Here is a 12,647-nt window from a genome sequence, read left to right on the forward strand (position 1 = left end):
ACGTGCGGGCCTAGAGCGGGTTTGCACCAAAATCGGCGAACGGCCGTGAATACGTGACTAAACAGCGGTGGCCTATTGCTGGCGGAGATTAAAACTCCGGTCTTTACTCCCTGAATCGGTTTCAAGCCGATCCCTCAGGAGAAAACTAGATGAGCATAGTTCGGACAGCATTACCCTTGGTTCTGCTAACCAGTGTGTTGACTGGTTGCGCAGGTTTGCAGAAAACCGACTGGCCGACCTGTGCAGGGGTCGGTGGTGTCATCGGTGCGGGTCTCGGTGCGACCGAGAGTACGGCATGGGCGGGGTATGGCGCGCTGGCCGTCGGCAGTTTCGCCGCGGCTTATTGCTGGGTGCATGGCGATGGCGACGAAGACGGCGATGGTGTGCCGGACAGTCGCGACAAGTGTCCGGGTACGCCTCGAGGCGTGAAGGTCGATGCCGACGGCTGCCCTCCACCGGTACCTGCGCCAGTGGTCGAAGAAGTCGTGGTGGTCAAGGAAGAAGTCATTGTCATCCGCGATGTCCACTTCCAGTTCGACAAAGCCACACTCACGCCTGCCGATAAAGATGTACTCAACACAATCGCCACGCGCCTGAAACAGGAAGCCTCCACCGCTCAATTGACCGTGACCGGCCATACCGACAGCGTGGGCAGTGATACCTACAACCAGAAACTGTCGGATAAGCGTGCTCACTCGGTGGTTGAATACCTCATCCAGCAAGGCGTCCCACGCAGCAGTTTCGTGTCTGTGACCGGTGCCGGTGAAAGCCAGCCGGTGGCCGATAACAAAACCGCTGACGGCCGTGCGCAGAACCGTCGCACGGAAATCAAAATCAACCGCTAAGCCCCATCCGCTCCGCGGCTTGTGCAGTCGCGGATGCGGGTCTTTACTCCTGTGTAACCGGTATGGGCCGGTAACACAGGAGCTTTCACAATGAGCGTTCTCACAAGGACCGTCTTGCCGGTTCTGCTGCTAGGCAGCCTGTTGACCGGTTGCGCCACTCACAGCGATGGCACCGCCCCTCTCAATCAACGTACCTGGCCGATCTGCAGCCTCATCGGCGGACTGGTCGGCGGCGGTCTGGGCGCGATTGAAAGTGCCGGCTGGGCAGGCGGTGGCGCAGCACTCGGTATCTTGACCGGTGGCTTGATCTGTTACGCCCAGGATGGCGATGAGGACGAAGACGGCGTTTTCGATCGGCGTGATCGTTGCCCCGATACCCCGGCCAATACGCCTGTCGAACACCATGGTTGTCCGCTGCCGCAGTACCCGGCCAGCGTGAAACCTGTCGAAGTTGTTGAGCCCGAAGTCATCACGCTGCCCAGCGACTTGCTGTTTGCCTTCAACAAGTCTGACCTGAGTCCCGCCGCGCAGAGTCAATTGGATTCGCTGATGTCCAAACTGCAATTCGCCGATGTGGTGAGCATCAAGGTGATCGGTCATACCGACAGCGTCGGTTCGGATGAATACAACCAGGCACTTTCGGAGCGTCGCGCCAGCAGTGTGGCGGCTTATCTGTTGAGCCAGGGCATTGCGCCGAGCAAACTCACCAGCGAAGGCAAAGGCGAAAGCCAGCCGTTGGCCGACAACGAAACGGATGAAGGACGCGCGAAAAACCGTAGGGTGGAGTTACACATTAATCGCTAAGCCCCGTAATAGAGCCGTCGGACAACAGTGGCTGTTGATTCGACGGCCATTCGGCGGCCTTCATGAAGAATTTTCTGTTGCCCTCTGGCTTATCCCTCGCGGAAGCCGTTACTGTGCGCGCAAAGAATAATTCTCAACGGGGGGCGTATGAAGGTGTTTTGGGGGCTGGGGAAGTTGTTGACCCTGCTGTTTTGGCTGGTGGTGCTGGTCAATCTGCTGATGCCGTTTGTCAATCCGTTGCACCTGCTGGTCAATCTGGCTGGCGGCGTGTTGGCGTCTCTTCATCTGCTTGAGGCGGTGTTCTGTTTCCGCAGCCTCAGAGGTCGCGCCCACCCTTGGCGTGATCGCTTGAAGATCCTGTTTTTCGGCGTATTCCACCTGCAAACCCTCCCGGCTCCGACCGTATCGAAGGCTTCCCATGCGTAAACTCTGTCTGCTCGCCGCACTCATCAGCCCATTGGCCTGCGCCCAGGTGGTCAGTGTCGAAACCAATTCATTGATGCGCCTGCCCAACACCGCCAGCACCTTGCAGCTTGAACGCCTGGAAGTCGCCGATTACGGCACTTTGTTGATTCCTTCGAACGTGACCGAAGTCACCGTCGGCGAATTGCATCTGGGGCGTGAGGCGCGGATCGCCATCGTGCCAAGTGAACAGGTACTGGAGTTGAAAGTCAGTCGTGCCGAATTGTCTGAAGGCAGCCAGATCACGGCTCGTGGGGCGCCGGGGACTTACCTCAAGGCCGCTCGCTCCGGACGCAACCTGAATTTGCAGATCAAGGCACTGAATGCACCGCTGTTGTCGGTAGACGCTCGCGGTGGCGCGGGCGCGCCAGGTTTTGTCGGCCTCGATGGGGCCAACGGTCAGGCGCCGGGTTGCACATGGGGCCAGGCCGGCCGCGGTGCCGATGGCAGCAATGGCAGTGATGGTCAGCCGGGGGCGCCGGGGGCGCTGGTCAGGCTGGAAGTGCCACGGGATTATCCGGTTGAACAGATCAAGGTTCAGGTGGCGGGTGGTGCCGGTGGCATCGCGGGGCCTGGCGGCAAGCCGGGCGCGGGCGGCAAGGCCAAGGGCTGCCTCGTTTACGAGGCCGATGGCGGCAAAAGCGGTCGTCCTGGGATTGATGGACAGCCGGGGCCTGCGGGTGCGGCGGGTTCGGTGACCGTTCAAAGGTTGTAAGAACGACCGAGATCCTGTGGCGAGGGAGCTTGCTCCCGCTGGACTGCGCAGCAGTCCTATTTTGGGGCCGCTTCGCAACCCAGCGGGAGCAAGCTCCCTCGCCACAGTTGTACTGTTTGCTTTAGAACATCGGTCTGGCCGCAGCAATCGCCACCAGCACCAACCCGACAATCAAATTGATCCCCACCAACTTGCGAATCTTCCCCAGCGTCGCAGCCCCGGTCGGCCAATCCTGTGCGCCCACCGCTGTGCGCAACTCTGGCAGCAGCAACGCTTGAATCCGGATAAACAGCGCGGTCATCACCACATACAAGCCCATCATCACCTGCACATACCGCGGCGCCGCCTCAAACCCGGCGTATTGCAGATGAATCATGCCCACGCCACTGATCGGCAATAGCACCACCGCGACCCAGACCCAGCGGAAAAAACCTTGAAACACTTCCACCCACAGCTTCAAACGGGCAGGCCCCTCCAGCGCCTTCATCGCTGCAGGCCGCAAGACCATCCAGGCGAAAAACATACCGCCGACCCACACCAGGGCGGACAGGACGTGCAGGGTGTAAACGATGCCAAAAGGTGTCATTGAGGTACTCCGTTCTGCGCGGGATTAATTAGCGGGGTATGATAGCGGCCCATACGAACCACTGAAAATTTATCCAGCGTTTTTTGCGCCCGACAATCCATGATCAGCACCGAACTCAAAACCACGATCCAGGGCGCCTACTCGCGTTTTCTTGAAGCCAAGAGCCTCAAACCGCGCTACGGCCAACGCCTGATGATCGCCGAAATTGCCAAAGTCCTCGGTGACATCGACACCGACGACGAAGGCCGGCGCAGTGGCGACCCCGCGATTGTCGCGGTGGAAGCCGGCACCGGTACCGGTAAAACCGTGGCCTACAGCCTGGCGGCGATACCCACCGCCAAGGCCGCCGGCAAACGCCTGGTCATCGCCACGGCCACCGTGGCCCTGCAAGAGCAGATCGTCTACAAGGATTTGCCCGACCTGATGCGCAACAGCGGGCTGAATTTCAGCTTCGCCCTGGCCAAGGGGCGCGGGCGCTACATGTGCCTGTCCAAGCTCGACATGTTGCTCCAGGAAGGTCACGCGCAAACCGCCACGGCTCAGCTGTTCGAAGAAGAAGGTTTCAAGATCGAGGTCGATGAGGCCAGCCAGAAGCTCTTCACCAGCATGATCGAGAAGCTCGCCGGCAATAAATGGGACGGCGACCGCGACAGTTGGTCCACTGCCCTGGAAGACGCCGACTGGGCGCGCCTGACCACCGATCACAGCCAGTGTACTAACCGTCATTGCCCCAACTTCGGCCAGTGCGCCTTCTACAAGGCCCGCGAAGGCATGGGCAAGGTTGACGTGATTGTCACCAACCACGACATGGTCCTGGCAGACCTGGCGTTGGGCGGCGGCGCCGTGCTGCCGGACCCGCGCGATACCATTTACGTATTCGACGAAGGCCACCACCTGCCGGACAAGGCCATCGGCCATTTCGCCCACTACACGCGCCTGCGTTCCACCGCCGACTGGCTGGAAACCACTGCCAAGAACCTCACCAAACTACTGGCCCAGCATCCGCTGCCGGGTGACCTGGGCAAGTTGATCGAGCAGGTGCCGGAGCTGGCTCGAGAGATCAAGACCCAGCAGCAGTTCATGTTCACCGCGTGCGAGCAGGTGGCCGATTTCAAGCCCGGCGAAGACGTCGAAGGCCGCGAACGGCCGCGACATCGTTTCGTCGGCGGGGTGATTCCCGAGCACATGCGCGAAATGGGCGTCGAGCTGAAGAAGGGCTATGCCCGTCTGACCGACCTGTTCACCCGGCTCACCGAACTGCTCAAGGAAGGCATGGACGGCGAGGTCAATATCGGCATCGCCAGCAACCAGGCCGAAGAGTGGTATCCGCTGTTCGGCAGCCTGTTGTCCCGTTCTTCGGGCAACTGGGAATTGTGGGTCGCGTTCACCGCTGAAGACCCGGAAGACAATCCGCCCATGGCCCGCTGGCTGACCCTGGCCGAAAGCGGTTCGCTGTTCGACATCGAGGTCAACGCCAGCCCGATCCTCGCCGCGGAAATGCTCCGGCGCAACCTGTGGAACGTCGCTTATGGCGCACTGGTGACTTCGGCGACCCTGACCGCGCTCGGCACCTTCGACCGTTTCCGCATGCGTGCCGGCCTGCCAAAAAAAGCCGTGACTGCCGTGGTCCCGAGCCCGTTCCATCACGCCGACGCCGGTGTGTTGCGGGTGCCGGACCTGAAAGCCGACCCGCGTGACGCACCGGCCCACACCGCCGCGATCATCCGTGACTTGCCAGCCTTGGTGGAAGGTTCGCGCGGCACCCTGGTGCTGTTCTCCTCGCGCAAACAGATGCAGGACGTGTTCGACGGCCTGGACCGTGACTGGCGCAAGCAAGTGTTCATTCAAGGCAACCTGTCGAAACAGGAAACCCTGAACAAGCACAAGGCGCGTGTTGATGGCGGAGACTCCAGCGTGCTGTTCGGCCTGGCGAGTTTTGCCGAAGGGGTCGACTTGCCCGGTGCGTATTGCGAGCACGTGGTGATCGCGAAGATTCCGTTCTCGGTGCCCGACGACCCGGTCGAAGCGGCCCTGGCCGAATGGATTGAAGCCCGTGGCGGCAATCCGTTCATGGAAATCTCCGTGCCCGACGCTTCGCTGAAACTGGTCCAGGCCTGCGGCCGCTTGCTGCGTACCGAAGAAGACCGCGGCACCATTACCCTGCTGGATCGACGTCTGGTCACCCAGCGTTACGGCAAAGCAATCCTCAACGCATTGCCGCCATTCCGTCGCGAAATTTCCTGAAACACCGGTGGGCTTTTTTGCCCACCGCGTTGTCTATCGTTCAGCCACTACCTTTCCATTGGCCCATTGAGGGTCGTTCGGGAGAAACACGTTCCTATGATTCGCTGTTCGTTGCCTGCTGTTTTCGCCCTGATGTTCGCAGCCCCTTTGCTGGCAGCCCCTGCCGGCCAACAGACGCTGTTCAACTTTGTGCGCCCCGCCGATGTGGTCCAGGTGGCAACTCAAGATGCCAGCCTGCCGCAATCCAATGCGGAGCAAACGGCCGAAGGTGAAGTGCTGCGTCGGGTGACGTTCAACCCGGTGGCGCAACCGACCTTGCGTCTGACCCCGCAAACCGGCGCCTGGGACTGGTCCCAGTCAGGTGTCATGAGCTTGCGCATTCAGAGCGCGATGGACTGGGCCGTGACCCTGTACGTGAAAATCCAGAGCAACGATGGCAAGACCCTGATCAGTCGCGTCGACTTGCCCGCGGGACCGGCGCAGACCTTGCTGGTGCCGCTGCAACCGAGTTCGCCGCTGAGCCAGGGCATGAAGGCCGGGCCGCCGATGCCGATGACGTTTGACGGCCAACGGGTATTGCTGGCCAGCAGCGCCGGTGAGTTGGATCGCAGCCAGGTGGTGTCGGTGACGTTGTCGATGGATCAGCCGAAAGTAGCCCAAAGTATCTTGCTTGAGCGCTTTGGCGTGCAGGACGGTGAAGCGGTGACCAAGGCGGCATACGGCGGCCTGGTGGACGCCTACGGTCAATCGACCCGGGCCAAATGGCCGGAGAAGGTCGGTAGCGATGAGCAACTGAAAAGCGCCGCCGCCAAAGAACAGCAACAAACCAGAACCTGGCTCGCCGAGCGCCAGAAGTTATCCCTGGATAAGTTCGGCGGCTGGAACAAAGGCCCGACGTTCAAGGCCAGCGGTTTTTTCCGCACGGAAAAACGTGACGGTCGCTGGTACCTGGTGACCCCGGAAGGGCATCCGTTCTATTCGCTGGGGGTCAATACCGTTACCCCGAACGTCAACCAGACCTACATCGCCGGCCGCGAGTGGATGTTTGAATCCCTGCCAAAACCGGAAGAACCCTTGGCCAGTCATTATGGCGAAGGCGACAACCGTGGTGGCAACGGCGCCGATCAGGGCCGTGGTTATAACGCCGGTCGCTGGTACGATTTCTATGGCGCTAACTTGCAGCGCCTGTACGGCGAACCGTGCGCGCTGGGCAGCGACACCAAGGCCGGTGTCGCCGAAGCAGCCAAGGCTGATGCGGTCGAGGCCACGACCGACAAGGCCGCCGAGCAACCTGTCGCACCTACGACTGCCGAATCCGGCGTCGCCGAAGCCGCCAAGACCGGCGCGGAGGAAGCGACCGTCGCCAAAGCCGTCGAGCAAAAACCTGCTGAACCCTGCAAAGCCGTGGTTGATGAACAACGCTGGGCCAGCCATACCCTGGATCGCCTGCAAGCCTGGGGTTTCAACACGGTCGGCAACTGGAGCGCTCCGGCGCTGGCCAATGCTGACCGTGTGCCGTACACCTTGCCGCTGTCGATCGTCGGCGATTACGCCAGCATCAGCACCGGCACCGATTGGTGGGGCGGCATGCCCGACCCGTTCGACCCACGCTTCGCCATGGCCACCGAACGCGCCGTGGCCATCGCCGCCCGCGACCATCGCGACGATCCCTGGCTGATCGGTTACTTCGCCGACAACGAACTGGCCTGGGCCGGCCCCGGCGACGATCCGAAAGCCCGTTACGCACTGGCCTACGGCACCTTGAAAATGACCACCGACGTGCCGGCCAAACGGGCGTTTCTCAAGCAGTTGCGCGACAAGTACCGCAATCAGGCCGGCCTTTCCAAGGCGTGGGGCATCGACTTGCCGGCCTGGGAATTGATGGAAGACCCGGGTTTCGTGCCGCCGCTGCCGAGCGCCGAACACCCGGAAATCGAGGCTGATTTCAAATACTTCCAGAAGGTCTTCGCCGATACCTACTTCAAGACCCTTTCCGATTCGCTCAAGTGGCACGCACCGAACCAGTTGCTGCTGGGCGGTCGCTTCGCCACCAGCACCCCGGAAGCCGTTGAGTCCTGCGCCCAGTATTGCGACGTACTGAGCTTCAACATGTACACCCTGCAACCGCAAGATGGCTATGACTTTGCCAAATTGCGCAGCCTGGACAAACCGGTGCTGATCACCGAGTTCAACTTCGGCTCCGCTGATCGCGGTCCGTTCTGGGGCGGTGTGACGCAATTGGCCAAGGAAGAAGACCGTGGCCCGGCTTATGCCAACTTCCTCAAACAGGCGCAGAGCGAACCGTCGATTGTCGGCGTGCACTGGTTCCAGTACCTCGATCAACCGGTGACCGGACGTCTGCTGGATGGCGAGAATGGTCACTTTGGCCTGGTGGGCATTACCGATCTGCCGTTCCAGGGCTTTGTCGACAGCGTGCGCAAGAGCAACCTGGCGACCGTTGACCAGTTGGGCAAGGAGGCTGAGAAGGCCAAGGCTGAAGCGGATAAAGCCAGCCATGAAGGCGAGGGCGGTAAAAAAGGTGATGCGGGCAAAGGCGTGGGGCAAGGTGCGGGCCATGCCGGCGGCCATTCGGCCAACGGTCACTGAGTCCTGCTCGACCGCGTTATCGTTCTTCGCGAGCAGGCTCGCTCCCACCATGGTCCTGCGTGATCCTTGGGGAGCGAGCCTGACGACAAATTTCTGATCCAATCCATGGGCAACCGACCGCCCGGCTCACGCCTGTTCCCAAAACCTTCAATGGCTGGAACAATGCGGGCCACTTTGTAGATTTCGGGGAGTTGCGGGTGCAGATTCAGGGTCATTACGAGCTTAAGTTCGAAGCAGTACGCGAAGCGTTCGCGGCGCTGTTCGACGATCCTCAGGAACGTGGTGCGGCGTTGTGCATCCGGGTCGGTGGCGAAACCGTCCTCGACCTCTGGGCCGGTACCGCCGACAAGGATGGCCTTGAAGCCTGGCACAGCGACACTATCGCCAACCTGTTCTCCTGCACCAAGACCTTCACTGCCGTCACCGCCCTGCAATTGGTGGCCGAAGGCAAGCTGCAACTGGATGCCCCGGTGGCGCGCTACTGGCCCGAATTCGCCGCCGCCGGCAAAGACTCCGTCACCTTGCGCCAGTTGCTCTGCCATCAGGCCGGTCTGCCGGCACTGCGCGAGTTGCTGGCACCCGAAGCGCTCTACGACTGGTACACCATGGTCGATGCCCTTGCTGCCGAAACGCCGTGGTGGACACCGGGCGAAGGCCACGGTTACGCGGCAATCACCTATGGCTGGCTGGTGGGCGAGTTGCTGCGCCGTGCCGACGGTCGTGGGCCGGGCTCATCGATTGTGGCGCGGGTCGCCAAGCCGTTAGGGCTGGATTTCCATGTGGGCCTGGCGGACGAAGAGTTCCATCGCGTGGCGCACATCGCCCGCGGCAAGGGCAACGTTGGCGATGCGGCGGCCCAGCGCTTGCTGCAAGTAACTATGCGCGAGCCGACCGCCATGACCACCCGGGCCTTCACTAACCCGCCGTCGATAATGACCAGCACCAACAAACCCGAATGGCGCCGGATGCAACAACCCGCCGCCAATGGCCACGGTAACGCCCGTAGCCTTGCTGGTTTCTACGCCGGCCTGCTTGATGGCAGCCTGCTGGAAAGCGAAATGCTCGAGGAGCTGACCCGCGAACACAGCCTTGGCGAAGACAAGACTTTATTGACCCGGACCCGTTTTGGCCTGGGTTGCATGCTCGATCAACCGGACGTTCCCAATGCGACCTACGGCCTCGGCCCGCGTGCATTCGGCCACCCTGGCGCTGGCGGCTCCATCGGTTTTGCTGACCCGGAACATGATGTGGCCTTCGGATTTGTGACAAATACACTGGGGCCTTACGTCTTGATGGATCCGCGCGCGCAGAAGCTTGCGCGGGTACTGGCCACTTGTCTGTAATACGCACTCTCGGGCTCCAGGGCCGGAACCCGAAGGCCATTATGGTTTCCAACCGTCTGTTTATCCGGTCACGCCGGCCTGATTTTTTATGATTTCATTTTTGTGGATATCCAATGTCATTCAATAAAACCACCCTTGCCTTGGCCCTGTGTGTCGCGATCACCGGTTGTGCACAGACCCCACAAAGTGATTCGGATGGCAGCAGCTGGTGGCCGTTCGGCTCCTCCGACAAAGTCGCGGCGAAAGAGCCGGCTCCGGCCCCGACCCCAGCCCCTTTGAAAACGGCCGCCGCGGCTCCAGTGACCAAAGCTGAAAGTTCCAACCCTTGGTACTGGCCGTTCGGCTCCGATGAAGCGCTCGACAAAAAGCCGGAAGTAAAACCCGAAGCCAAGCCTGTCGAAGTGGCCAAGGCTGAAGCTGAAGCCGGTGGAAAGTGGTGGTGGCCGTTCGGGGGTAAAGATCAACCCACCGCCAAAGCCGTGCCGATGCCGGATCCTAAAGTCACTCAAGCCTGGCTCGACGACTACGAGCCGCGCCTGCGTGAAGCGATCAAGGACAGCAATCTGCAACTTGAGCGTCGTGAAAACGTATTGGTCGTGACCGCGCCGGTAGAAGGCTCGTTTAACCCGGACCGTCCGGCCATGTTGCTGCCCGTGACCCTAGGCCCGTTCACTCGCGTCGCGAAAATCCTGGAAGTCGATCCTAAGACCGCCGTCCTGGTACTGGGTCACAGTGATACCTCGGGCGCCGCACCGGCCAACGTCAAACTGAGCCAGGAGCGTGCGCAAGCCGTCGCTGCGATCTTCCGCCTCAGCGGTTTGCAGCGTGATCGCCTGATGCTGCGCGGCATGGGCGGTGAAGCCCCTCGTGCAGCCAACGACAGCAACGAAGGTCGCGCCTTGAACCGTCGTGTGGAATTGCTGGTGACTCCGCAAAACACCATGGTCGCGTTGCTGAGCAAGTACAACATGCCGGCTCCGGCGCCCGTTCGCCTGGTCGCTGCCCAGGACGTCAAGCCAGTGGTCAAGCCTGTCACGCCTGCACCTGCGGCGAAAAAAGCGGCTGTGCCTGCTGCGAAAAAAGCCCCGGCCAAGAAAGCCGCCAAGGCTCCAGCCAAGAAGACACCGGCTAAAACCGCGACCCCGGCGAAAAAGACTACCCCAGCAAAAGCCGCAGCGGCTGACAAGAAAGTCGCCGCTGCCGATGCTGCAAAGAAGTGATTCGTTAACCAAAAGGAATGCGCCATGACCCAGGGCCTGGCTGATATGCGTCGCGACTACACCCGTGACGGTCTGACCGAGGTGCAAGCCCCGGCCGAGCCGTTCGGACTGTTCCATCAGTGGTTTGCGGACGCGGTGAAAACCGAGCAACCGCCGGTGGAGGCCAATGCCATGACCCTGGCCACCGTCGATCAGGACGGTCGGCCGCATTGCCGCATTCTGCTGCTCAAAGGCCTGGACGAAGAGGGTTTCACCTTCTTCACCAACTACGACAGCGCCAAAGGCCAGCATCTGGCGGCAAACCCGTTCGCCGCCATGACGTTTTTCTGGCCGACCCTGGAGCGCCAGGTGCGCATCGAAGGGCGGGTGGTGAAGGTTACGGCTGAAGAGTCCGACGCCTATTTCCAGGTCCGCCCGCTGGGCAGTCGTCTCGGTGCCTGGGCTTCGCCCCAGAGCCGGGTGATCGCCGATCGTGCTGAACTGGAAGCGCTGCTCAAGAACACCGAGCAACGTTTCAGCGACACTCAACCGCACTGCCCGGAACATTGGGGCGGTTACCGCTTGCTACCCGAGCGCATCGAGTTCTGGCAAGGCCGTCCGAGCCGCCTGCACGATCGCCTCAACTACCGTTTGCAAGGCGCCGACTGGATTCTTGAACGTCTGGCACCTTAAGCAGTCTACCGATCGGGATAGCCTGCCGCAGCGGCTTCAAGCCACTGGGGCAGGTCCCGGCGCTTGATCTTCTGCGCCTGAGCGCTTGCCAGTTGCTCGAGCATGAACGCTTTTTTCTGCTCGTCTTTACCCGCCAGCGCCAACGCCAGATCGCGGTCCATCCAGCGCTTGATCCGCACGTACAGCCACCAGTGGAAGTACAAACCGGCGACCGTGGTGACAACAATGATGAAGTAATCCATGAAAATCCTTGGGTCAGTGGGGCAGGTTTTTCGGTTTGCCGCTACTGTGTGGTGAGTTCCGAGGCGCCTGTACCGAGCCTGAATGAAACCAATTTTATCCGGGCGATGCCGTGACAGACGTCAAGCTGCGGAGTTTAATGAATACTTGTCCTTTGGAGTTGATGCTATGCGTAAGTCTGTTCTGCTGGTTGCTTCCTTTTCCACGATGGCGATGTTGCTCACCGGCTGCCAATCGAGCCTGACCGGTGACTCCTATTCCCGTGACGAAGCGCGTCGTGTGCAGACCGTTCGCATGGGCACCATCGAATCCTTGCGTCCGGTGAAAATCGAAGGCACCAAGACCCCGATCGGCGGCGCAGCGGGCGCAGTGGTCGGTGGTGTCGGCGGTAGCGCCATCGGCGGCGGTAAAGGCAGCATCGTCGCTGCGGTCATCGGCGCCGTGGCGGGCGGCCTGCTCGGTTCAGCCACTGAAGAAGGCCTGACCCGCACCCAAGGCGTGGAAATCACCGTCCGTGAAGACGACGGCAGCATGCGCGCCTATGTGCAGCAGGTTCAGGAGAATGAAGTGTTCCGCGTGGGCGAGCGGGTGCGGATTGCGACGGTTGACGGTACGAGCCGCGTTACGCACTAAGCGGGAACGAGCGGTAAAAGAAAACCCTGATCAGGTGACTGGTCGGGGTTTTGTTTTTTGAGGGGGGCAGGATGGCGGGTGCGGAAAGACGTTCTATGAGAACTGGTTTTCAATAGTGTTAGTCGTGTGAAGTCAGAAACAATTCGAGATCTTTAGGTAGCTCCATTGCGCACGCTTTTTCTATACCGAGGACTTGTTGGTCGGTTAGCCGGTAATCATGCAACGGGTCTTCGTCATTCGCCCATCCCATGATGAATTTGAGCTCAGTGGTGGCAA

At 60.8% G+C, this 12,647-nt stretch carries 12 protein-coding genes; 10 read left to right on the plus strand and 2 right to left on the minus strand.

Features of this window, described 5'->3' with window-relative positions:
• Positions 1 to 149 precede the first annotated feature (149 nt).
• From JIO00_RS06450 to JIO00_RS06465, 4 genes are all read left to right on the plus strand, one after another.
• Positions 150 to 845: an OmpA family protein gene (locus JIO00_RS06450; RefSeq protein WP_083374888.1), complete on the plus strand. Its 696-nt coding sequence runs from the start codon at positions 150 to 152 to the stop codon at positions 843 to 845.
• A gap of 90 nt (positions 846 to 935) precedes the next feature.
• The gene (locus tag JIO00_RS06455; RefSeq protein WP_200667823.1) at positions 936 to 1,649 is read left to right on the plus strand and encodes an OmpA family protein; all 714 of its coding nucleotides are present in this window, start codon (positions 936 to 938) and stop codon (positions 1,647 to 1,649) included.
• Between the two features lie 147 nt (positions 1,650 to 1,796).
• Positions 1,797 to 2,075, plus strand: coding sequence for a DUF1145 domain-containing protein (locus JIO00_RS06460; RefSeq protein ID WP_010462628.1), 279 nt, complete (start codon positions 1,797 to 1,799; stop codon positions 2,073 to 2,075).
• A complete protein-coding gene (locus JIO00_RS06465) occupies positions 2,068 to 2,826 on the plus strand; it encodes a collagen-like triple helix repeat-containing protein (protein WP_083374887.1) in 759 nt (252 codons plus the stop codon). The genes JIO00_RS06460 and JIO00_RS06465 overlap by 8 nt, the downstream gene beginning before the upstream one ends.
• Positions 2,827 to 2,947: 121 nt before the next feature.
• On the opposite strand, the gene JIO00_RS06470 is transcribed toward JIO00_RS06465, so the two are convergent.
• Positions 2,948 to 3,412, minus strand: a complete 465-nt coding sequence (locus JIO00_RS06470; protein WP_083374886.1) for a CopD family protein — start codon at positions 3,410 to 3,412, stop codon at positions 2,948 to 2,950.
• Between the two features lie 99 nt (positions 3,413 to 3,511).
• Between JIO00_RS06470 and dinG the strand changes: the two genes are divergently transcribed.
• From dinG to pdxH, 5 genes are all read left to right on the plus strand, one after another.
• Entirely contained in the window at positions 3,512 to 5,656 is a 2,145-nt protein-coding gene (dinG, locus tag JIO00_RS06475; RefSeq protein ID WP_077749573.1) for an ATP-dependent DNA helicase DinG, read from the plus strand.
• Between the two features lie 96 nt (positions 5,657 to 5,752).
• Positions 5,753 to 8,263, plus strand: coding sequence for a beta-galactosidase (locus JIO00_RS06480; RefSeq protein ID WP_200667824.1), 2,511 nt, complete (start codon positions 5,753 to 5,755; stop codon positions 8,261 to 8,263).
• A 197-nt stretch (positions 8,264 to 8,460) separates the two neighbouring features.
• Positions 8,461 to 9,606, plus strand: a complete 1,146-nt coding sequence (locus JIO00_RS06485) for an EstA family serine hydrolase (RefSeq protein WP_010462617.1) — start codon at positions 8,461 to 8,463, stop codon at positions 9,604 to 9,606.
• A gap of 113 nt (positions 9,607 to 9,719) precedes the next feature.
• Complete coding sequence (locus JIO00_RS06490; RefSeq protein ID WP_172792350.1) at positions 9,720 to 10,826, plus strand: OmpA family protein; 1,107 nt, start codon at positions 9,720 to 9,722, stop codon at positions 10,824 to 10,826.
• A gap of 24 nt (positions 10,827 to 10,850) precedes the next feature.
• Positions 10,851 to 11,498 (plus strand): pyridoxamine 5'-phosphate oxidase, encoded by a 648-nt coding sequence (gene pdxH / locus JIO00_RS06495; protein WP_200667826.1) that lies wholly within the window; start codon positions 10,851 to 10,853, stop codon positions 11,496 to 11,498.
• A gap of 5 nt (positions 11,499 to 11,503) precedes the next feature.
• Here pdxH and JIO00_RS06500 read toward each other — a convergent pair whose 3' ends face one another.
• Entirely contained in the window at positions 11,504 to 11,740 is a 237-nt protein-coding gene (locus tag JIO00_RS06500; RefSeq protein ID WP_077749569.1) for a hypothetical protein, read from the minus strand.
• A 166-nt stretch (positions 11,741 to 11,906) separates the two neighbouring features.
• Between JIO00_RS06500 and JIO00_RS06505 the strand changes: the two genes are divergently transcribed.
• Positions 11,907 to 12,371, plus strand: a complete 465-nt coding sequence (locus JIO00_RS06505; protein WP_010462609.1) for a glycine zipper 2TM domain-containing protein — start codon at positions 11,907 to 11,909, stop codon at positions 12,369 to 12,371.
• The last annotated feature ends 276 nt before the right edge of the window (positions 12,372 to 12,647 follow it).

The organism is Pseudomonas sp. SW-3 (assembly GCF_016615645.1).
GTDB classification, from domain to species: domain Bacteria; phylum Pseudomonadota; class Gammaproteobacteria; order Pseudomonadales; family Pseudomonadaceae; genus Aquipseudomonas; species Aquipseudomonas mandelii.

Excerpts from the sequence above, each read along its gene's own strand:
- pdxH (WP_200667826.1), top strand. The coding sequence starts at position 10,851 with ATGACCCAGGGCCTGGCTGATATGCGTCGCGACTACACCCGTGACGGT.
- JIO00_RS06500 (WP_077749569.1), bottom strand. The coding sequence starts at position 11,740 with ATGGATTACTTCATCATTGTTGTCACCACGGTCGCCGGTTTGTACTTC.
- JIO00_RS06450 (WP_083374888.1), top strand. The coding sequence starts at position 150 with ATGAGCATAGTTCGGACAGCATTACCCTTGGTTCTGCTAACCAGTGTG.
- JIO00_RS06505 (WP_010462609.1), top strand. The coding sequence starts at position 11,907 with ATGCGTAAGTCTGTTCTGCTGGTTGCTTCCTTTTCCACGATGGCGATG.
- JIO00_RS06470 (WP_083374886.1), bottom strand. The coding sequence starts at position 3,412 with ATGACACCTTTTGGCATCGTTTACACCCTGCACGTCCTGTCCGCCCTG.
- JIO00_RS06460 (WP_010462628.1), top strand. The coding sequence starts at position 1,797 with ATGAAGGTGTTTTGGGGGCTGGGGAAGTTGTTGACCCTGCTGTTTTGG.
- JIO00_RS06480 (WP_200667824.1), top strand. The coding sequence starts at position 5,753 with ATGATTCGCTGTTCGTTGCCTGCTGTTTTCGCCCTGATGTTCGCAGCC.
- JIO00_RS06490 (WP_172792350.1), top strand. The coding sequence starts at position 9,720 with ATGTCATTCAATAAAACCACCCTTGCCTTGGCCCTGTGTGTCGCGATC.
- dinG (WP_077749573.1), top strand. The coding sequence starts at position 3,512 with ATGATCAGCACCGAACTCAAAACCACGATCCAGGGCGCCTACTCGCGT.
- JIO00_RS06465 (WP_083374887.1), top strand. The coding sequence starts at position 2,068 with ATGCGTAAACTCTGTCTGCTCGCCGCACTCATCAGCCCATTGGCCTGC.
- JIO00_RS06455 (WP_200667823.1), top strand. The coding sequence starts at position 936 with ATGAGCGTTCTCACAAGGACCGTCTTGCCGGTTCTGCTGCTAGGCAGC.